Origin of the sequence: Kitasatospora sp. NPDC058170 (genome assembly GCF_042883905.1) — a bacterium.
Taxonomy (GTDB): Bacteria; Actinomycetota; Actinomycetes; order Streptomycetales; family Streptomycetaceae; genus Kitasatospora.
Genome location: NZ_JBHVUV010000009.1, coordinates 100,406 through 117,526 on the forward strand (window position 1 = coordinate 100,406; position 17,121 = coordinate 117,526).

General features: G+C 73.7%; 19 protein-coding genes. 8 read left to right on the forward strand and 11 right to left on the reverse strand.

Going from position 1 to position 17,121, the window contains the following annotated elements; genetic code table 11:
* Window positions 1–33: 33 nt before the first annotated feature.
* Entirely contained in the window at window positions 34–672 is a 639-nt protein-coding gene (locus ACFVVX_RS12470) for a suppressor of fused domain protein (protein ID WP_387944405.1), read from the reverse strand.
* Between the two features lie 443 nt (window positions 673–1,115).
* On the opposite strand from ACFVVX_RS12470, the gene corA reads away from it, so the two are divergent.
* Complete coding sequence (corA, locus tag ACFVVX_RS12475) at window positions 1,116–2,240, forward strand: magnesium/cobalt transporter CorA (RefSeq protein WP_387944406.1); 1,125 nt, start codon at window positions 1,116–1,118, stop codon at window positions 2,238–2,240.
* 28 nt (window positions 2,241–2,268) lie between these two features.
* Here the strand turns inward: corA and ACFVVX_RS12480 are convergent, their stop codons facing one another.
* Window positions 2,269–3,219 (reverse strand): DMT family transporter, encoded by a 951-nt coding sequence (locus tag ACFVVX_RS12480; RefSeq protein ID WP_387944408.1) that lies wholly within the window; start codon window positions 3,217–3,219, stop codon window positions 2,269–2,271.
* A gap of 111 nt (window positions 3,220–3,330) precedes the next feature.
* Between ACFVVX_RS12480 and ACFVVX_RS12485 the strand changes: the two genes are divergently transcribed.
* The 4 genes from ACFVVX_RS12485 (at window position 3,331) to ACFVVX_RS12500 (ending at window position 7,296) form a co-directional block, all read left to right on the forward strand.
* Entirely contained in the window at window positions 3,331–3,897 is a 567-nt protein-coding gene (locus tag ACFVVX_RS12485; protein ID WP_387944410.1) for a hypothetical protein, read from the forward strand.
* A 246-nt stretch (window positions 3,898–4,143) separates the two neighbouring features.
* Window positions 4,144–5,427, forward strand: a complete 1,284-nt coding sequence (locus ACFVVX_RS12490; protein ID WP_387944412.1) for a magnesium transporter MgtE N-terminal domain-containing protein — start codon at window positions 4,144–4,146, stop codon at window positions 5,425–5,427.
* 85 nt (window positions 5,428–5,512) lie between these two features.
* Complete coding sequence (locus tag ACFVVX_RS12495; RefSeq protein WP_387944640.1) at window positions 5,513–6,079, forward strand: DUF1003 domain-containing protein; 567 nt, start codon at window positions 5,513–5,515, stop codon at window positions 6,077–6,079.
* Between the two features lie 56 nt (window positions 6,080–6,135).
* Window positions 6,136–7,296, forward strand: a complete 1,161-nt coding sequence (locus ACFVVX_RS12500; protein WP_387944414.1) for an Mrp/NBP35 family ATP-binding protein — start codon at window positions 6,136–6,138, stop codon at window positions 7,294–7,296.
* Window positions 7,297–7,357: 61 nt separating this feature from the next.
* Here the strand turns inward: ACFVVX_RS12500 and ACFVVX_RS12505 are convergent, their stop codons facing one another.
* The 4 genes from ACFVVX_RS12505 to sigE form a co-directional block, all read right to left on the reverse strand.
* Window positions 7,358–8,032, reverse strand: a complete 675-nt coding sequence (locus tag ACFVVX_RS12505; RefSeq protein ID WP_387944416.1) for a hypothetical protein — start codon at window positions 8,030–8,032, stop codon at window positions 7,358–7,360.
* 211 nt (window positions 8,033–8,243) lie between these two features.
* Window positions 8,244–8,687, reverse strand: coding sequence for a sec-independent translocase (locus ACFVVX_RS12510; RefSeq protein WP_387944418.1), 444 nt, complete (start codon window positions 8,685–8,687; stop codon window positions 8,244–8,246).
* 138 nt (window positions 8,688–8,825) lie between these two features.
* Entirely contained in the window at window positions 8,826–9,833 is a 1,008-nt protein-coding gene (locus tag ACFVVX_RS12515; RefSeq protein WP_387944420.1) for an anti-sigma factor family protein, read from the reverse strand.
* Complete coding sequence (gene sigE / locus ACFVVX_RS12520; protein WP_387944642.1) at window positions 9,830–10,567, reverse strand: RNA polymerase sigma factor SigE; 738 nt, start codon at window positions 10,565–10,567, stop codon at window positions 9,830–9,832. Before sigE ends, ACFVVX_RS12515 begins: the two co-directional genes overlap by 4 nt.
* A gap of 326 nt (window positions 10,568–10,893) precedes the next feature.
* Between sigE and ACFVVX_RS12525 the strand changes: the two genes are divergently transcribed.
* Complete coding sequence (locus tag ACFVVX_RS12525) at window positions 10,894–11,502, forward strand: O-methyltransferase (RefSeq protein ID WP_387944422.1); 609 nt, start codon at window positions 10,894–10,896, stop codon at window positions 11,500–11,502.
* Window positions 11,503–11,626: 124 nt separating this feature from the next.
* Here ACFVVX_RS12525 and ACFVVX_RS12530 read toward each other — a convergent pair whose 3' ends face one another.
* A complete protein-coding gene (locus tag ACFVVX_RS12530) occupies window positions 11,627–11,794 on the reverse strand; it encodes a DUF3117 domain-containing protein (RefSeq protein WP_014137929.1) in 168 nt (55 codons plus the stop codon).
* 296 nt (window positions 11,795–12,090) lie between these two features.
* Between ACFVVX_RS12530 and ACFVVX_RS12535 the strand changes: the two genes are divergently transcribed.
* Window positions 12,091–12,891, forward strand: a complete 801-nt coding sequence (locus tag ACFVVX_RS12535) for an enoyl-CoA hydratase-related protein (RefSeq protein WP_387944424.1) — start codon at window positions 12,091–12,093, stop codon at window positions 12,889–12,891.
* Window positions 12,892–12,897: 6 nt separating this feature from the next.
* Here the strand turns inward: ACFVVX_RS12535 and ACFVVX_RS12540 are convergent, their stop codons facing one another.
* Together ACFVVX_RS12540 and ACFVVX_RS12545 are read right to left on the reverse strand one after the other, a co-directional pair.
* Entirely contained in the window at window positions 12,898–13,470 is a 573-nt protein-coding gene (locus ACFVVX_RS12540) for a DNA-3-methyladenine glycosylase I (RefSeq protein ID WP_387944644.1), read from the reverse strand.
* Between the two features lie 92 nt (window positions 13,471–13,562).
* Window positions 13,563–13,988: a DivIVA domain-containing protein gene (locus ACFVVX_RS12545; RefSeq protein WP_387944426.1), complete on the reverse strand. Its 426-nt coding sequence runs from the start codon at window positions 13,986–13,988 to the stop codon at window positions 13,563–13,565.
* 157 nt (window positions 13,989–14,145) lie between these two features.
* Here ACFVVX_RS12545 and folP point away from each other — a divergent pair, with 157 nt between their 5' ends.
* A complete protein-coding gene (folP, locus tag ACFVVX_RS12550; protein ID WP_387944646.1) occupies window positions 14,146–14,958 on the forward strand; it encodes a dihydropteroate synthase in 813 nt (270 codons plus the stop codon).
* Window positions 14,959–15,025: 67 nt separating this feature from the next.
* Here the strand turns inward: folP and ACFVVX_RS12555 are convergent, their stop codons facing one another.
* Together ACFVVX_RS12555 and dapE are read right to left on the reverse strand one after the other, a co-directional pair.
* Window positions 15,026–15,835 carry a TIGR00730 family Rossman fold protein gene (locus ACFVVX_RS12555; protein ID WP_387944428.1) on the reverse strand — a complete coding sequence of 270 codons (810 nt, stop codon included), beginning with the start codon at window positions 15,833–15,835 and terminating at the stop codon, window positions 15,026–15,028.
* A 98-nt stretch (window positions 15,836–15,933) separates the two neighbouring features.
* Window positions 15,934–17,007, reverse strand: a complete 1,074-nt coding sequence (dapE, locus tag ACFVVX_RS12560; RefSeq protein ID WP_387944429.1) for a succinyl-diaminopimelate desuccinylase — start codon at window positions 17,005–17,007, stop codon at window positions 15,934–15,936.
* Between the last annotated feature and the right edge of the window lie 114 nt (window positions 17,008–17,121).

A 17,121-nucleotide genomic window follows, 5' to 3' on the forward strand; every position in this document is an offset into this window, starting at 1 on the left:
GCGGCGGCCGCACCGCGCGCCCCTGACCGGACGTCAGTCCAGCGGCACCCCGCGGCGGTCCGGGTCGCGCAGGTCCGTGCCGTGCTTCAGCCAGCGCTCCTCCAGCGCGGCCGCGCCGTGCACCCGCTTCCAGCCCGCCTCGTTGGGCGTCATCGGCAGCAGCGGCAGGAAGCGCACCGGGTCGGCGGGCTCGTCCAGCTCCAGGTCGGCCACCAGCCCGCCGGGTTCGGCGGCCAGCACGGAGGTGAACGGCGCGCCGTCCCAGAGCGGGGCGCCGAGGTCGAGCGAGCCACCGGGGGCCAGCACCAGGCCCTCCACCTGCGGTGTCGCGGCGAAGGTGGCGAGCGTCCGGAGCACAGTGTCGCGGCCCCCACGGACCGTCAGCACCAGTTCGGCGCGCGGTCCGCGCACCTGGTCGGCGACCGGCGCGGTCGGGTCGGCCATCGGCGCGGCGGACATCCCGAGCGTGGCGTAGCGGACCAGGCCGTCGGCGTCCGGGCCGAAGCGCAGCACCTCGATCCGGTCCGCGCCGAGGAAGGTCACCGCGGCGCGGCCGCCCGGCTCGCCGAAGGTGGTCAGCAGCCGCGCCTCGACGGCGGCCAGGACCGCCGTCCGGGAGAGGTCGGAGGAGCCGCCGGAGGGATCGCCGAAGAGCGGGAAGTCGTGCGCCATGCCGGTGAGCGTAACCCGCCGCCGGGGGCCGGCCCGCGGACACCCCAGCGGCGAGGGCCGGTCAGATGTTAGTGTGAGCGACTGGCCACCGGGGATGCTTCTACCCCCGGGGCAGCGGCGCGAAGGAGGTGGTTGCGGTGGATACCAGCCGACCATGCAGTACCGGCAGCTCTACCCGGCCCGGACGCCTTCCCCGTACCCCTCGCCACGCAGGCTGAAACAACAGCAGTAGCAGCTGAATCAGCCGCGTCCGCCGGGACGACCGAGGCAGTGTTGAGTCGGCCGGGAGAGCACCCTCACCGGCGTCCGGTCGTTCCAGCGCGTGCCCCAGCAAGGCCGAGGACCGACCGCAGGCGCCATTCCACCGGTGTTCCATGCCGTCGCACCACGGCCATCCGCCCACCGCGCCGCCGTGCGGCGGCTCCTGCCCCAGGGAGCCTGCCATGTCGATGATCAACAGCCTGCGCGCAGCCGTCCGCACCAACCGCCGCCGTTCGGCGGCCGGCCTGTTCGACTCGATCCACCCGGGCCAGTCCGTCTCGGCGGTGGTGGACTGTGCCGTCTACCGGTACGGCAAGCGGCACGGCGAGACCTGCAGCCCGCGCGAGGCCGCCCGCCAGGTCCGGGCCTCGCAGCAACTGCCGGACGGTGCAGGATCGTTCAGCTGGATCGGGCTGCACGAGCCCACCGAGGCCGAGTTCGAGGGCATCGCCCAGCGCTTCGGCCTGCACCCGCTGGCGGTCGAGGACGCGGTGCACGCGCACCAGCGGCCCAAGGTCGAGCGCTACGACGACGTGCTGTTCGCCGTCTTCAAGACGATCCGCTACGTCGAGCACGACCAGCTCACCCCGACCAGCGAGGTGGTCGAGACCGGCGAGCTGATGGTCTTCGCCGGGCGGGACTTCGTGATCACCGTCCGGCACGGCGGGCACAGTTCGCTGCAGGAGCTGCGGCACCGGCTGGAGGCCGACGCGGACGGCTCCGGGCTGCTCGCCAAGGGCCCCTCCGCGGTGCTGCACGCGATCGCCGACCAGGTGGTGGACAACTACCTGCTGGTCGCCGACCGGCTGCAGACCGACGTGGACGAGATCGAGTTCGACGTCTTCTCCAACAAGGGCGGCCGCGGCACCGACGTCGGCCGGGTGTACCAGCTCAAGCGCGAGGTGCTGGAGTTCAAGCGTGCGGTGGCGCCGCTGCTGCGGCCGATGCAGCAGCTCTCCGAACCGCTCCAGCGGCTGGTCGACCCGGACATCCAGAAGTACTTCCGGGACGTCGCCGACCACCTCGCCCGGGTCACCGAGCAGGTGCACGGCTTCGACGAGCTGCTGAACTCGCTGCTGCAGGCCAACCTGGCGCAGGTGTCGGTGGCGCAGAACGAGGACATGCGCAAGATCACCGCCTGGGCGGCGATCTTCGCCGTGCCCACCATGATCACCGGTGTCTACGGCATGAACTTCGACTACATGCCCGAGCTGCACCACCGGTACGGCTACCCGATGGTGCTCGGCAGCGTGGTGCTGATCTGCATCGGGATGTACCGGGGCTTCCGACGCAACGGCTGGCTGTGAGCCGCCGGGCGGGCCGGTCCCGGTGGGCCTAGCGGCGGCCGCCGCGGGCCACCAGGACCAGCCCGAGCAGGATCAGCACCACGGCCGGGTAGGCCGCCGCCGGCGGCCACTGGCCCAGCCAGAGCGCCGCGATCAGCGCGGCGCCCGGCGTCTCCAGCAGGATCGCGGTGGAGGTGACGGACGCCCCCAGGGTCCGCACCACCCGGTTGCTCAGCGAGTGCCCGAGCAGCTGCGCGGTGACCATCAGCAGCACGATCTGCCACCACACCCCGGCGGGCCAGCCGGACATCGGGGTGCCGGCCACCAGACAGACCGCCAGCAGCACCGCTGCCGTGGTGGCGTAGCAGACCAGGGTGTACGCGGTGGTGCTGACGGACTTGCGGACCTCCGCGCCCAGCAGCACGTAGCCGGCCGCGGCGAGGCCCGCGCCGAGCGCCAGCGCGTCGCCGAGCAGGGCGCGCGGCGAGAGCGAGAGGTCGACCCCGGTGAGCACCAGCACGCCGGCGAAGGCCACGCCCGTCCCGAGCCAGACCAGGCGCGGCGCCCGGACCCCGAGCAGCCGCATCAGCAGGATGGTCCACAGCGGGGTGGTGGTGACCAGCGCGGTCGCCGAGGCCACCGAGGTCATCCGCAGGCTCGGCATCCAGAGCGCGAAGTGGGCGGCGAGCAGCACCCCGGCCGCCATCGCCAGCAGCAGCGCCCGCCGGCCGATCCCGCGCAGCTCGGCGCGGTGGCGCAGCAGCGCGTACGGGCCGAGCACGCCGACCGACATCACGTTGCGCCAGAACGCGATCGCCAGGGCGGGCGCGGCGGTGGCGCTGATCAGCGGCGCGGAGAGCGAGATGCCGGAGACGGAGACCGCGAGCAGCAGCAGGTCGAGCCTGGGGAGCGGGTGCGGCGCGGCCGCGTCGGTCCGGCCCGGGGCGGGACGGTCGGGGGCGGCGGTCTCGGGCCGGGCGGCGGGCACGGCGCTCCTCATGGCTCGGGGTGGGTCTGGCCGCTCCTAAGGTAAGGCCCGTGCGGCCACCATGGAACTGTCGCCCGACGGGTGAGACATCCGGTGGACGCCGCAGGCCGTACGCTGTCGGCCATGGACCGTACGCCTGCCGCAGCCGCGACCGCCGACGACTTCCTCGACCGGGCCCTGCTGGAGGAGGCCGCGAAGAAGTCCGGCCTGCTCTGGGTGCGCGCGGACGGTCAGGAGCAGAGCCGGGCGCTCTGGCACGCCTGGCACGACGGCGCGGTGGTGGTGGTCGGCGACGGCGCCGAGCAGCCGCTGCACGGGCTCACCGCCGGGGCGGGCGCGGTGGTGACCGTCCGCAGCAAGGACAAGGGCGGCCGGCTGACCGGCTGGTCGGCCCGGGTCTCCGAGCCGGCCCCGCGGAGCGAGGCCTGGCTCGGCGCGGTCGAGGAGCTCAAGGGCAAGCGGCTGAACGCGCCCGACACCGACACCATCGCCGACCGCTGGGCCCGCGAGTGCCGGGTGCTGCGGCTGGAGCCGGTCGGCACGCTCACCGAGCGCCCGGGCGCCATGCCGGACGACTCGCACGCGGCCGCCCCGATGCCCACCGCCGCCACCACCCGCCTGCCGATCCCGGCCGGCCTGCCCAAGCTGCTCTTCAAGCGCCGCAAGGGCCAGGCTCCGTCGGCGAAGTAGCCCTCCCCCCCCTTCCCCTGCCGCTCACCGTCCGCTCCCGCTCCCGCGCACGCCCGGGATGTCGGACCGGCGGGCCTCCCGTGCGGGTCGGCAGGCCCGTTCCGGGCTCCTCGGGCGGTGCTCCGCGCCCCGCCGCACGGCCGCCGCTCACCGGGCCGGGCCAGGGGTGCGCGGGTAGCCTTGGCCGCGGGGCGCCCCCGCTCGCGCCCGTGCGTCCGTCGGGCATCGAACGAGTCGAGGGAGTCCATGGCAGGGCCAGGCAGCCGGGTCTTCATCTCGCACCTCTCCGGCGTCGCCGTCTTCGACCCGAACGGCGACCAGGTCGGCCGGGTCCGCGACGTGGTGGTCTCGCTGCGCCTCGGCGGCCGCCCGCCCCGGGTGCTCGGGCTGGTGGCCGAGGTGGTCGGCCGGCGCCGGATCTTCCTGCCGATGACCAGGGTGACGAGCCTGGAGTCCGGCCAGGTGCTCACCACCGGGGTGATCAACATGCGGCGCTTCGAGCAGCGCCCGTCCGAGACCCTCGTCCTCGGCGAACTGCTGGACCGCACCGTCACCCGGGTCAAGACCGACGAGGACGTCACCGTCCTGGACGTCGCCATGGTGCAGACCCGGCTGCGCGAGTGGGAGATCAGCAAGGTCTTCGTACAGGTCGGCCGGCCCGGCCGGCTCCGCAAGTCCCGGGGCGAGACGCTCACCCTGGACTGGAAGGACGTCACCGGCTTCACCCTCCCCGAGGAGGACCAGGGCGCCGCCAACCTGCTCGCCACCTTCGACCAGCTCCGCCCGGCCGACCTCGCCAACGTCATGCACCACCTCTCCGCCAAGCGCCGCGCCGAGGTGGCCGCCGCGCTCGACGACGAGCGGCTCGCCGACGTCCTGGAGGAGCTGCCCGAGGACGACCAGGTCGAGATCATCGGCAAGCTGAAGGACGAGCGCGCCGCCGACGTCCTGGAGGCGATGGACCCGGACGACGCCGCCGACCTGCTCTCCGAGCTGCCCGGCGAGGAGGCCGAGCGGCTGCTCCAGCTGATGGAGCCGGACGAGGCCGAGCCGGTCCGCCGCCTGCTGACGTACGAGGAGAACACCGCGGGCGGCCTGATGACCACCGAGCCGATCGTGCTGGAGCCGGACGCCACCGTGGCCGAGGCGCTCGCCAGGGTCCGGGTCTCCGACCACAAGCCGGCGCTGGCCGCGCAGATCTTCGTCTGCCGCCCGCCGAACGAGACCCCGACCGGCAAGTACCTGGGCACCGTGCACTTCCAGCGGCTGCTGCGCGAGCCCCCGTACACCCTGGTCGGCTCACTGGTGGACGACGATCTGGACCCGCTGCCGCCGAACACCCCGCTGCCGCTGATCACCAGCTACCTGGCCACGTACAACATGGTCGCCGCCCCGGTCGTCGACGAGGCCGACCACCTGCTCGGCGCGGTGACCGTCGACGACGTGCTCGACCACCTGCTGCCCGAGGACTGGCGCGAGGCAGCCCTGCACGGACTGGACGACGAGAGCGAGGTGGCCGGTGGACGCTGACCGCAAGGGCCGACGGGACGACACCCCCCGCCAGCGCCTGCAGGGCGAGCTGCGCCAGCTCCGCCAGCTGCGCGAACTGCGTGAACTGCGGGCCCGCGAGGGCGGTCGCACCCAGCGCGCCGAGGCGGCCGCCACCGGCCCCGCCCGCGCCCGGCTCGACCAGCCGCGCACCGCCCGCCCCGGCCTGATCACCCTGCCCGCCTACGACCCGGAGGCCTTCGGCCAGCTCTCCGAGCGGATCGCGCGCTTCCTCGGCACCGGGCGGTTCATCGTCTGGATGACGATCGTGGTGGTGGTCTGGGTCGGCTGGAACACCGTGCTGCCCGACCAGGTGCACTTCGACGACTACCCGTTCATCTTCCTCACCCTGATGCTCTCGCTGCAGGCCTCGTACGCGGCCCCGCTGATCCTGCTGGCGCAGAACCGCCAGGACGACCGGGACCGCGTCAACATGGAGCAGGACCGCGCCCGCAGCGACCGCAACATCGCCGACACCGAGTACCTGACCCGCGAGGTGGCCGCGCTGCGGCAGGGCCTCGGCGAGGTCGCGACCCGCGCCTTCATCGCCTCGGAGCTGAGCGGGATCCGCTCCGAACTCCAGTCCCTGCTCAAGGAGATCGACGAGCGCCGGGAGACCTCCGAGGCGCTGTGACCCTCGGCACGCTACCGACGGGTTAAGGGGCACCGCCAGCGCCGTACCATCAAGGCATGGCCAACGAGACAGAGGTCGCGGCCGGCGTCACGGAGGACTCCGTACGCCAGGCGCTGGCGACCGTGAACGACCCGGAGATCAACCGCCCGATCACCGAGATCGGCATGGTGAAATCGGTCGAGATCGCCGAGGGCGGCGCGGTGCGCGTCGCGGTCTACCTGACCGTCTCGGGCTGTCCGATGCGCGACACCATCGTCACCCGGGTGACCGAGGCCGTCGGCAGGGTCCCCGGCGTGACCGGCGTCGAGGTCGAGCTCGACGTGATGAGCGACGAGCAGCGCAAGGAGCTCTCCCAGCTGCTGCGCGGCGGCGCCCCCGAGCGGGAGATCCCGTTCGCCAAGCCCGGCACGCTGACCCGTGTCTACGCCGTGGCCTCCGGCAAGGGCGGCGTCGGCAAGTCCTCGGTGACGGTCAACCTCGCGGCCGCGATGGCCGCGGACGGCCTGAAGGTCGCCGTGGTGGACGCCGACATCTACGGCCACAGCGTGCCGCGCATGCTGGGCGTCGAGGGCCGGCCGACCCAGGTCCAGGACATGATCATGCCGCCGCAGGCGAACGGCGTGAAGGTCATCTCGATCGGCATGTTCACCCCCGGCAACACCCCGGTGGTCTGGCGCGGCCCGATGCTGCACCGCGCGCTGCAGCAGTTCCTGGCCGACGTCTACTGGGGCGACCTGGACGTCCTGCTGCTGGACCTGCCGCCCGGCACCGGCGACATCGCGATCTCGGTGGCCCAGCTGGTCCCCAACGCGGAGATCCTGATCGTCACCACCCCGCAGATGGCCGCCGCCGAGGTGGCCGAGCGGGCCGGCACCATCGCGGTGCAGACCCACCAGAAGATCGTCGGCGTGATCGAGAACATGGCCGGCATGCCCTGTCCGCACTGCGACGAGGTCATCGACGTGTTCGGCACCGGGGGCGGCCAGATCGTCGCCGAGGCCCTCACCCGGACCGTCGGCGCCACCGTGCCGGTGCTCGGCTCGATCCCGATCGACGTCCGCCTGCGCGAGGGCGGCGACGACGGCCGCCCGGTCGTCCTGGCCGCCCCCGACTCCCCCGCCGGCGCCGCCCTGCGCGCCGTGGCCGGCAAGCTCGGCGGCCGCCAGCGCGGCCTCTCCGGGCTCTCCCTCGGGCTCACCCCGAAGAACAAGTTCTAGGGTTCGACGACCTCGACGGGCCGGGCGGCTTCCGCCCGGCCCGTCGGCGTTCCACCGGCCTCTACGGGCGGGTGTAGGCCGACAGGTCGGGGACGGTGGAGAAGCCGGCGCCGTAGGCGCTGACGCCGCGGCCGAAGGCGCCGAGCAGGACGCCCGGGGCCTCGCCGGCCAGGACCCAGCCGTACTCGGACTCGCGGTAGCGGAAGGGCTGCGGCAGACCGTTCACCGGGAGGCTCAGGGTGGACCAGCCGGGGCCGGCCAGGTCGTCGGCGAGATCCCAGGCGAGCGAGCTCTGCTGGTCCAGCCAGTCCTGGCGCAGCGCCCGGTCCAGCTGGCCCGGCCAGGTGGCGGCGAGCAGCCCGGAGCCGGCCAGCCAGGCGGCGGAGGAGGCCGAGGTGGCCTCCAGCGTGCCGGTGTTGTCGGCGCTGCGGCGGCTGTCCCGGCGGGCCACCGTGACGACCACGGCGAACCTGCGCATGTCGCGCGGCTCGTAGTGCCTGGCCGGCTCCTCGCCGTGTCCGAGGGTGCCGTAGTCGACGCTGCCGGCCGCCCCGGCGCGCGGACCGCCCGCGCCGGCCTGCATCAGGTAGCGGCGGCCGGTCCAGCCGTCGTCCAGGCCGTACCAGGGGAAGTCCGCCGACAGGTACGGCACCAGCGGGTCGGCCGGGCCGGCCTGCCCGCCGACCAGCGGGCCACCGGCCGTCGCCGTCCCCACCGCATGACTCGTCGCGTCCATCCCCGGACCTCCTCAACGCACGTTTGCCTGCCGTGGCGCGCTCCCATCGTGGCGCACCCCGGCGTCCCCGCCGGGCGTCTTCGGTCCGGAACGGACCGCAAAGTGACAGACGGCACAGCGGGAACAATCAGCACAATAGCGGCGGACACGCCACCGCCCCGGCCAGCCGTGCGGCCGGGCGGGGCGGTGGTGTCGTCGTGGCGACGCCGGATCAGGTGGCGTCCGGGTCGAACGGGGGGCGCTCGCCGGGCTGCAGCGGGGCGCCGGAGGCGGCGGCCGCCGGGGCCGCGACACCGGACTTGTCCATGCTCACCGTGCCGGCGCGGCCGTTCACGGTGGCGGCCGGCTTGTCGTCCAGCACCGACCGGATGTCCAGGCTGTCCCGCATCTCCTTGAGGCCCAGCGGGTCCTCCTGGCCGCCCATGAGCTGCTTGCGGACGAACGTCTTGGGGTGGAGGTCCTCGAACTCGAAGTCCTTGAACTCCGGACCGAGCTCGCTGCGGATGTCCGCCTTCGCGTCGTCGGCGAAGGACCTGATCTTCCGGATGAACCCCATGGTGTCCTGGATCATCTTCGGGAGCTTGTCCGGACCGAAGATGACGATGGCCATGATGACCAGAGTCAGGATCTCCAGGGCGCCTACGTCGCTGAACACCCAAACTCCCTAGCTCGGCGGACGGCGGTCCCTAACAGGGTAATGGCCACCAGCGGATTCGTGACCCACAGTGTGATGAAGCCGTGGTGAAGACCCGCCGATGATCAAGGCCGTCACGACCGGTGGGCGAGGAGCCCTCTAGCGGTTCTCGTGGTGCAGCCCGGCGATGCCGGTGCTCGGGGTGCGGTCCGACCCGCCGTAGGGCGGGAACGCGCTCTGGGTGGCCGCCACCGGGCGGACCGGGAAGTCCACCGGGACCTGCGCGTTCATCGGGACGCGCCCGCCGCTGCGACCGGGGTCGCCGACCGGGCTGACCGAGGTGCCCTGCTGGTCGCCGTTCTGGGCCGCGAAGGAACCGACCCCGCCGAGCGTCACCGCGGCGACCGAGAAGGCCCCGGCGGCGGCGAAGACGAACCGGCGCCCGCGCGGCGCGCTCGGCCGGATCATGGCGGGCCCGGTGGACGCGGCGGCCGGCTGCGGCTGGGCGGAGTCGGCGGGCCGGCCGGTACGACGGCCCATCAGCGGGCGCAGCACCGATCCGCCGCGACCGAACGCCCGGGGGTCGACCCCCGGCAGCGGTGCGTCGGCGCCGAGCGCGCCCGCGCCGAAGGAGGCGCCCGCGCCCCGGCCGAAGGAGCCGCCGTTGAGCCGGCTGCCGCCGAGCGTGCCGCTCGCGGCCACCCCGCCGCCGGGCAGGTCGTCGTCGTCCCGGCGGGGCCGCTCGGACGGCCTCTGGTCGTCCTGGAGGGTGCCGACGGCCATCAGCCGGGCCATCAGCGCCGAGGACGGGCCGGGGGTGCCGGTGTGGGTCAGCAGGTGCTTGACGGCGCGGCCCTCGTCGGCCTCGGCGAGGCACTGCGGACAGGTGGCCAGGTGGGCCTGGACCCGGTCGCGCGAGTCGTGGCCGAGTTCGCCGTCGACGAAGGAGGAGAGCCGCTCCCCGAGGTGGTGCTCCTCGACGGGCTCGGCGGGCCGTACGGCCACCGCGCGCAGCGTCGGCTCACCCGGCAGCGGCTCGGCGGGCAGCAGGGGGGCGTCCGGGCCGTCGTGGCCCCGGCGTCCGGGCAGCGCCCAGCCGCCCCGCCGGGCCGCGGCCCTGCCGGGGGCGTCCGGCTGGCCCGGCCCCGACCGGCCGGTTCCGCTCACGACCGCCTCCGTCCGCGCCCGCCCGGCGCGCCCGCCTCACCGGCGGCGGCGCCGACCGGCACCGGCTCCTCGGAGCCGCCCCGGCGCTCCCGGCCGGGGGCCGCGCCGGGGGCGCGGTGCTTGAGCGCGGCGCGCAGGTGGGAGCGGCCGCGGTGGATGCGGCTGCGGACGGTGCCGAGCTTGACGCCCAGGGTCGCGGCGATCTCCTCGTAGGAGAGGCCCTCGATGTCGCACAGCACCACGGCGGCACGGAACTCCGGGGCAAGGGTGTCCAGCGCCTGCTGGACGTCCGCGTCGAAGTGGGTGTCGCTGAAGTGCTGGGCCGGGCTCGGCTCGCGGCTGGCCAGGCGCTCGGCGGCGTCGTCGCCCAGGGCGTCGAAGCGGATGCGCTGGCGGCGGCGGACCATGTCCAGGAAGAGGTTGGTGGTGATCCGGTGCAGCCAGCCCTCGAACGTGCCGGGGGTGTACGTGGACAGCGAGCGGAAGACCCGGACGAAGACCTCCTGGGTGAGGTCCTCGGCGTCGTGCTGGTTACCCGTCAGGCGGTAGGCGAGGCGGTAGACGCGGGCGCTGTGCGCCTCGACGATCTCCTCCCACGAGGGCGGAGTCCAGCTCTGCGCGTCGGGGCCCTCGGTGAAGGTCGCGAGGGCGGCGGGGGCCTCGGCGGTACCGGCGGCCGGCGTCACGGTCGCGGCGGCCGGCTGGTCCAGGGTGGAGTGCGCGGGCTGGTTCATCACGGGCTTCGGCGTACGGGCCGACGTGGTGCCGCGGATGTGCCGCCGCACAGGGACGTCGCCCTCGGCCACACCTCCTCGGTCGGCTCTTCTGCCCAGCAGGGCCACCACCATATCCACCTCACCCGTCAAGCCCGGATAAAAGTGCCCGGGGGTATCCGAAAGGCGTCCGTTCACCCGGTCCCTGTTCCACCAACGGCCCGCCGCCGTACGCGGTTCCCGGTCGGCCAGTAATCTGTGGCAGGAAATATCGACATCCCCTCGGCACCGGGCCGCCACCCGGGGCTCCGAAAGAGGCAGCCATCAGCGAGTTCGGGCCCGCGCGCGTGGCCCTCTCCGACACCTTCGTCGGCGAGGACGCGGTGTTGACCTACGCCCGGGCGCAGGCGGCGCGTACCGGGATCAAGGCGATCGGGCCGGGCGGCGGGGCCTGTCTGCGGCTGCTGGCGGCCGCGCTGGACGCCAAGGCGGTCGCCGAGATCGGCACCGGGACGGGCGTCTCGGGGGTCTACCTGCTGCGCGGGATGCGGCCGGACGGCGTGCTCACCACGGTGGACTCCGAGCCGGTGCGCCAGCAACTGGCCCGGGAGGCGTACCAGGCGGCCGGGTTCGCGGCGAACCGGTCCCGGTTCATACCGGGCCGGGCGCTGGACGTGCTGCCCCGGCTGGCGGACGGCCAGTACGACCTGGTGTTCTGCGACGGGGACGCGGCGGAGTCGCGGGAGTACCTGGCGGAGTCGCTGCGGCTGCTGCGGCCGGGCGGGATGGTCTGCTTCGAGGGCGTCTTCCAGGAGGGCCGGCTGGCCGAGCCGGACGTTCAGGACGCGCCGACGCACGCGGTCCGGGACCTGCTCCGGGACGTCCGGGAGAGCGAGTCGCTGCTGCCGGCGCTGCTGCCGGTCTCCGACGGACTGCTCTGCGCGATCAAGCGCTGACGGCCCCGGGGCCCGGAAACCAGGGCCCGGAAACCGGAGCGGGAACCCGACGGGCCCGGGTCGACGTGGTGTCGTACCCGGGCCCGGTGGCACATCTCCAGGAGATGGGGAGCACCCGCTGCGGTCAGCCGCAGGCCTTCTTCAGGGCCTCGCCGAGGGCGTCGGCCTCGTCAGGCGTGAGCTCCACCACAAGGCGTCCGCCGCCTTCGAGCGGAACGCGCATGATGATGCCCCGCCCCTCTTTGGTGACTTCGAGCGGGCCGTCACCCGTCCGCGGCTTCATGGCCGCCATGCTCGTTCCCCTTCCTGCAACCGCTCAGCTACGCACCGGCAGTCCGTCCACCGCCGGTATCGAACGCATTGATCGGAAGCCATTATCCCGCATGCCACGGCCTGATGACCAACATCACTCTCGGTGCAACCACGGCCGGACCGCCCCCAAGCGCCACATTTCCCGTCATAAGCCCCGGCGCGGCGGCGGTCCGTACGCGGCCGGAAGGTGCGATACCTCACACTCCCCACCCGGCCGTACGCTCCGGCATCCTGACACACGACCGACCCACGACGATCACAAGGGAGCCCTCGCCCATGTCGGATTCCGTGCTCTACGAGCTGGACGGCGGCCTGGCCGTCATCACCATCAACCGCCCGGAGGCGATGAACGCGCTGGACGTCGCGACCAAGGTGGCGCTGCGGGACACCGTGGCGGCCGCCGCCGAGGACACCGCGGTCCGGGCGGTGCTGCTCACCGGCGCGGGCGAGCGGGCGTTCTGCGTCGGGCAGGACCTCAAGGAGCACCTGGGCCTGCTCAAGCGGGCCGAGGAGACCGGTGAGGGCGCGCTGAAGACCGTCGCCGAGCACTACAACCCGCTGGTGCGGGCGCTGGCGGGCATGCGCAAGCCGACCGTCGCCGCGGTCGGCGGGGTCGCGGCGGGGGCGGGCGCCTCGCTGGCCTTCGCCTGCGACTTCCGGATCGTCGCGGACACGGCGGGCTTCAACACCGCCTTCGCCGGGATCGCGCTGACCGCCGACTCGGGTGCCTCCTGGACGCTGCCCCGGCTGGTCGGGCACGCCAAGGCGACCGAGCTGCTGATGCTGCCGCGCACCGTGAAGGCCACCGAGGCGATGGAGCTGGGCCTGGCCACCAAGGTGGTGCCGGCCGCCGAGCTGGCCGCCACCGCCCGGGTGTTCGCCAAGGAGCTGGCCGAGGGCCCGACGGTGGCCCTCGGCGCCATCAAGGAGTCGCTGGCCTACGGCGCCGCGCACACGCTGAGTGACCTGCTCGACAAGGAGGACGAGCTGCAGACCCTGGCGGGCGACAGCGAGGACCACCGGATCGCGGTCCGCGCCTTCATCGCCAAGGAGAAGCCGAGGTACCTGGGGCGCTAGGGCCCCTCAGGGCCGGTCGAGGGCCGCGCGGACGTGGCAGTCCGCCAGGTGGTCGTCGACCAGGCCGCAGGCCTGCATCAGCGCGTAGGCGGTGGTCGGGCCGACGAAGCGGAAGCCCTCCTTCTTCAGCGCCTTCGCCAGCGCCGTCGACTCGGGCGTGACGGCCGGCACCTCGCCCAGACTGCGGGGGGCCGGCCGGTCCGGGTCGCCGGCGAAGCGCCAGATCAGGGCGTCCAGGCCGCCGTCGAGGTCACGGGCGACCCTGGCGTTGGCGATGGACGCCTCGATCTTGGCGCGGTTGCGGATGATGCCGGTGTCGGTGAGCAGCCGCTCGACGTCGCCCGGGCCGTACTCGGCCACCTTGGCGATCTCGAAGCCCGCGAACGCGGCCCGGAAGCCCTCCCGGCGGCGCAGGATGGTGATCCAGGACAGCCCGGACTGGAAGGCCTCCAGGCAGACCCGCTCGAACAGGGCGTCGTCGCCGTGGACCGGTCGGCCCCACTCGGTGTCGTGGTAGACCCGGTAGTCGTCGGCCGAATCGCCCCAGGCGCAGCGGCGCAGGCCGTCCGGGCCGAGCACGGCGCCGTTCGACGGCTCGGCGGACGACTGGACGGACGGCTGGACGGACGACTGGGCGGGCTCACCGGCGGCGGGCTCGGCGAGCGGTTCGCTCACTGCTCCTGCTCCTGCGCCGGCTTCGCGTCCTCGGGCTCCTTGGTGAGCGTCGCCACGGGCTCGACCACCCTGGCGAACTCCTCCAGGCCGGGCAGCGGTTCGGCGCCCGCGTCCGGGCCGCCGGCCTCGACCGCGCCGCGCAGCGTGGCGGCCGCCTCCAGCTCGGCGATCCGCGAGTCCCGGTAGGCGAGTTCGGCCCCGAGGCGGTCGAGGACGTCGTCCACCTCGTCCATCCGGTAGCCGCGCACGGCCATCGGCAGCCGGATCCCGTCCACGTCGTCCCGGCTGAGCGGACGGTCCTGCGGAAGCCGGGCGGCGATCCGGTCGTGCACCGCCTCCGGCAGTGATCCGCCCCCGCCCAGCGCCACCAGCGCGGCGCCGCCGACCACCACGGCCATGGCCACCACGATCACCCAGAACACGAGCTGTCCTCCCGACTTCCCGGCCGGCCTCGGTACAAGTGGGATCATGGTTCCCGGTAGGCCGGGGGCCATCATCGCACCCGCAGCAGCTGTGGAGGAGACATCGGTGGCACTGCGCCTGGGACCTCGGGAATTCGCCGACGACGAGCTGGTGATCATGGCGATCGTCAACCGCACCCCGGACTCCTTCTTCGACAGGGGGGCCACCTTCGCCGACGAGGCGGCGTTCGCCGCCGCGGACCGGGCGATGGCCGAGGGTGCGGCGATCCTGGACATCGGCGGGGTGAAGGCCGGGCCGGGCGACGAGGTCACGGTCGAGGAGGAGCTGCGGCGCACGGTGCCGTTCGTGGCGGAGCTGCGCAAGCGCCACCCGGAGGCCGTGATCAGCGTGGACACCTGGCGGCACGAGGTCGGCGAGGCGGTCTGCGAGGTGGGCGCGGACCTGCTGAACGACGCCTGGGGCGGGGTGGACCCGCGGCTGGCCGAGGTGGCCGCACGCCATGACGTCGGGCTGGTCTGCACGCACGCGGGCGGCGCCGAACCGCGCACCCGGCCGCACCGGGTGGGCTACCAGGACGTGATGGCGGACATCCTGCGGGTCACCGTCGGGCTGGCCGAGCGGGCGGTGGGCCTCGGGGTGCGCCGGGACGCGCTGATCATCGACCCGGGGCACGACTTCGGCAAGAACACCCGGCACTCGCTGGAGGCGACCCGGCGGCTGCCGGAGATGACCGCGACCGGGTTCCCGGTGCTGGTCTCGCTCTCCAACAAGGACTTCGTCGGCGAGACCCTGGACAGGCCGGTGAACGAGCGGCTGCTCGGCACCCTGGCGACCACGGCGGTCTCGGCCTGGCTGGGGGCGCAGGTCTACCGGGTGCACCAGGTCGAGGAGACCCGCCAGGTGCTGGACATGGTCGCCTCGATCCGGGGCACCCGCCCCCCGGCGGTCGCCCGCCGGGGGCTGGCCTGAGACCGGCCCTCCGGGGCCCCGGCCCGCACGGGGGCCGCGGCGTCGGGCGCCCGGGCCAGATCCCGGGCTAGATCTCGTGCGCCGGCCGGCGGGCGTCGGCGAGGATCTTCATGACCTCGTCGATGTCGTCGGTGATCTGGAACAGCTCCAGGTCGTGCGGGGCCGCCTTGCCCTGCGCGACCAGGGTGTTCTTCAGCCAGTCGAAGAGGCCGCCCCAGTACTCGCTGCCGAAGAGGATCACCGGGAAGCGGGTGACCTTCTTCGTCTGCACCAGGGTGAGCGCCTCGAACAGCTCGTCCAGGGTGCCGAGGCCGCCGGGCAGCACCACGAAGCCCTGGGCGTACTTCACGAACATCGTCTTGCGGACGAAGAAGTAACGGAAGTTCAGCCCCAGGTCGACGAACTCGTTGAGCCCCTGCTCGAAGGGCAGCTCGATGCCGAGGCCCACGCTCAGGCCGCCGGCCTCCGAGGCGCCGCGGTTGGCCGCCTCCATCGCACCCGGGCCGCCGCCGGTGATCACCGCGTAGCCGGCCTCGACCAGCGCGCGGCCGATCGCCACGCCCGCCGCGTACTCGGGCGAGTCGATCGACGTCCGGGCGGAGCCGAAGACGCTGATCGCGGGCGGGAGTTCGGCCAGCGCGCCGAAGCCCTCGACGAACTCGGAGGTGATCCGCAGCACCCGCCACGGATCGGTGTGCAGCCAGTCCGTCGGGCCGGTGGTGTCCAGCAGGCGCTGGTCCGTCGTGCTGGTGCCGACCTGGTCCCGGCGCACCAGCACCGGGCCCTGCTGCTTCTCGGGCCACGCCCGCTTCGGGCGCGGCTCTCCCACCTGCTCAGGGCCGTGTCCGTAGTGCTTTTCGTCTCCTGTGCCTGTCATGACGAAACCCTACGCCCGCAGATCCCCGTTTTCAGGCAACGGCGGAAGGTCGGTTGGGCAACCGGAAGATGGCGTTCGGCCGCCGCCCGGCGCCGCGGTCAGGCGGTCAGCCAGGCGCGCAGCCGCTCCTCGGTCTCGGCGATGGCGGCGAGCGAGCAGTGCTCGTCCCGCTTGTGCGCCATGTTCGGGTCGCCGGGGCCGTAGTTGACCGCGGGGACGCCGAGCGCGCTGAACCGGGCGACGTCGGTCCAGCCGAACTTGGCCCGGGCGACGCCGCCGGTGGCGGCCAGGAAGGCCTGCGCGGCGGGCTGGGCGAGGCCGGGCAGGGCGCCCGGGGCCGAGTCGGTGACGGTCACCTCGAAGCCGTCGAAGACCTCCCGCACGTGCTTCTCGGCGTCCGCCTCGCCGCGGTCCGGCGCGTAGCGGAAGTTGACCGTCACCACGCACTCGTCGGGGATGACGTTGCCGGCCACGCCGCCGTCGATGCGCACCGCGTTGAGGCCCTCGCGGTACTCCAGGCCGTCGATCTCCACCCGGCGCGGCTCGTACCGGGCGAGTCGGCCGAGCACCTCGGCGGCGTGGTGGATGGCGTTGTCGCCGAGCCAGCTGCGGGCGGAGTGGGCGCGCACGCCGGTCAGCCGGACCTGCACCCGCAGGGTGCCCTGGCAGCCGCCCTCGACGGTGGCCCCGCTGGGCTCCATCAGCACGGCGAGGTCGGCGGCCAGCCAGTCCGGGTGCTCGGTGACCAGGTGGCCGAGGCCGTTGCGGTGCGCCTCGACCTCCTCGCAGTCGTAGAACACGAAGGTGAGGTCGCGGTTGGGCTCGGGCAGGGTGGCGGCCAGCCGCAGCTGCACGGCCACGCCGGACTTCATGTCGGAGGTGCCGCAGCCGTACAGCAGGTCGCCCTCGACGTGGGACGGCACGTTGTCGGCGATCGGCACGGTGTCCAGGTGCCCGGCGAGCAGGACCCGCTCGGCGCGGCCGAGGTTCGTCCGGGCGACCACGTTGTTGCCGTACCGGTCGACGGTGAGGTGCGGGTAGGCCCGCAGGGCGCCCTCCACGGCGTCGGCGAGCGCCTGCTCGTCGCCGCTCTCCGACGGGAAGTCGACAAGCCGGGCGGTCAGCGTGCCGCCGTCGAGGGTGAGGTCCAGGGGTGCGTTCGGGCTGCTCATGGTCGTCCAGCCTAGACCCGGGGCCGTTCGCCGGGCCGTGCCACGGGACGCCGCACCGCCCTGTCGCAGAACCACCGGCGCCGTACATCCGTCCGAGTGGGTACGGTGTCGGAT